This is a genomic window from Mycobacterium sp. (assembly GCF_049673265.1).
Lineage (GTDB): Bacteria > Actinomycetota > Actinomycetes > Mycobacteriales > Mycobacteriaceae > Mycobacterium.
On sequence record NZ_JBATXN010000110.1, the window covers coordinates 1 to 2,307 of the forward strand.

Below are 2,307 nucleotides of genomic sequence, written 5' to 3' on the forward strand. Positions count from 1 at the left end.
GGCGTCGAGCCACCACAAAGACACTAGGGCGGGCTCGTCCTTCGCCGATTTCGCCGCCAACGCGAAAGAGCTGACCGGCAACAAGGACTAAACCCGTACCGGCGCCGAGCAGACGCAAAAGCGCCTAATTTGTCGGCGTGTTGGGGGCTTTTGTGTCTGCTCGCGCTAGATCAAAGGAGATTCAACAGTGCCCGGCGGTGGGATGAACTTTGAGCTGACCGATGACCAAGAGCTGATCCGTAAGTCGGTTGCGGAATTGGCATCGAAGTTCGATGACCACTACTGGATGGAAAAGGACCAGGCGCACGAGTTTCCGCACGAGTTCTATCAGGCGATCGCCGGCGGCGGCTGGCTGGGCATGACGTTCCCGGAGGAGTACGGGGGCCACGGCCTCGGCATCACCGAAGCCACGCTGCTCGCCGAAGAAGTCGCGAAAGCAGGCGGGGCGATGAACGCCGCCAGCGCGATCCACCTGTCGATCTTCGGCATGCAGCCGGTGGTCAAACACGGGTCCGACGAATTGAAGGCGCGCACACTACCGAAGGTGGCGACGGGCGAGCTGCACGTGTGCTTCGGAGTCACCGAACCCGGCGCGGGACTCGACACCTCACGCATCACGACGTTCGCCAAGCGCGACGGTGACCACTATGTCGTCAACGGCCGAAAAGTATGGATTTCCAAGGCACTCGAGTCGCAGAAAATCCTCCTGCTCACTCGAACTCAGCCCTACGACGAGGTCACGAAGAAGACCGATGGGCTGACGCTGTTCCTCACCGATCTGGACCGTAGCCGGGTGGACGTGCGGCCGATCCGCAAGATGGGCCGCAACGCCGTCAGCTCCAACGAATTGTTCATCGACGATCTGCGCATCCCGGTCGAAGACCGAGTTGGCGAGGAAGGCAAGGGCTTTCAGTACATTCTCGACGGCCTCAACCCGGAACGAATGTTGATCGCCGCCGAGGCGCTGGGAATTGGCCGCGTCGCCCTGGAAAAGGCGGTGAAATACGCCAACGAACGAGTCGTTTTCGACCGGCCAATCGGGATGAACCAAGGTATCCAGTTCCCGCTGGCCGATTCGCTTGCCCGGCTCGACGCCGCCGAGCTGATACTGCGCAAAGCCACCTGGCTCTACGACAACGGAAAGCCTTGTGGGCGTGAGGCTAACACCGCGAAATACCTATGCGCCGATGCCGGTTTCACTGCCGCTGACCGGGCGTTGCAAACCCATGGCGGCATGGGCTATTCCGAGGAGTACCACGTGTCACGGTACTTCCGGGAGGCCCGACTGATGAAAATTGCGCCGGTCAGCCAGGAAATGATCCTGAACTTCCTTGGCTCGCACGTGCTCAAACTGCCGAGGAGCTACTGATGACTAACCGCCTGTTCGACCTGACCGGCCGAGCGGCACTGGTCACTGGCGCGGCTGGCGGCATCGGCTCTGCGGTCGCCGAGGCGTTGGCTGACGCGGGTGCGGCGGTGCTTGTCACCGACCTCGACAAAGACGCGGCAGCCGCTGTAGCAGAACGGATCTCATCGTCGGGAAGACGGGCCGAATCGGCTGCGCTGGATGTGTCGGACCGCGAGTCTGCCGACGCTGCAACCGCGCAAGCGGCGGCCCTTGCCGATGGCCAACTCCACATTCTGGTGAACAACGCGGGTGTGACACGGCCGGCGATGTTCGAGAAGACCACCCAGGAGTCGTTCCGATTGTTGTTCGACATCCACGTAATGGGTGCGTTCAACTGCACCCAGGCCGCGATTCCACACGTCCCCACCGACGGCACCGGACGCGTCATCAACGTGACGTCCGCGGCCGGACTGACCGGCACCCTCGGTCAAGTCAACTACTCCGCGGCCAAAGCGGGCATCATCGGCTTCACAAAATCGGTTGCGCGCGAACTCGCCACCAAGAACATCCTGGTTAATGCGCTCGCGCCACTGGCCGCCACACCGATGACCGAAACCATTCGCACCAACGAGAAATTTGCGGCCAACATGATGAATCGAATTCCGCTGAAGCGCTGGGCCGAACCCGAAGAGGTTGCCGGTGCATTCGTCTTCCTCGCCTCCGACGCCGCCTCCTATATCACCGGTCAGGTGTTGCCGGTGGACGGCGGAATGGTGATGTGATGTCGGCAGGCGGGGGGCCGCTGGCGGGAATCACCGTGGTGGCCCTGGAACAGGCGGTCTCCGCGCCGATGTGCACACGGGTCCTGGCCGACTTCGGCGCACGCGTCATCAAAGTGGAGAACCCCAACGGGGGAGATTTCGCCCGGCACTACGACGATGTCGTCAACGGGCTTGCCG

3 protein-coding genes are annotated in these 2,307 nt (G+C 62.2%); all 3 read left to right on the forward strand.

Annotated features, from left to right (window positions below; translation table 11 throughout):
• The first annotated feature begins 202 nt into the window (after positions 1-202).
• The gene (locus tag WBF82_RS03640) at positions 203-1,369 is read left to right on the forward strand and encodes an acyl-CoA dehydrogenase family protein (protein ID WP_424381734.1); all 1,167 of its coding nucleotides are present in this window, start codon (positions 203-205) and stop codon (positions 1,367-1,369) included.
• Complete coding sequence (locus WBF82_RS03645; RefSeq protein ID WP_424381733.1) at positions 1,369-2,130, forward strand: SDR family NAD(P)-dependent oxidoreductase; 762 nt, start codon at positions 1,369-1,371, stop codon at positions 2,128-2,130. Before WBF82_RS03640 ends, WBF82_RS03645 begins: the two co-directional genes overlap by 1 nt.
• Positions 2,130-2,307, forward strand: a 178-nt coding sequence (locus WBF82_RS03650; RefSeq protein ID WP_424381735.1) for a CoA transferase, incomplete at its 3' end; no start/stop codon positions are given. The genes WBF82_RS03645 and WBF82_RS03650, both read left to right, overlap by 1 nt.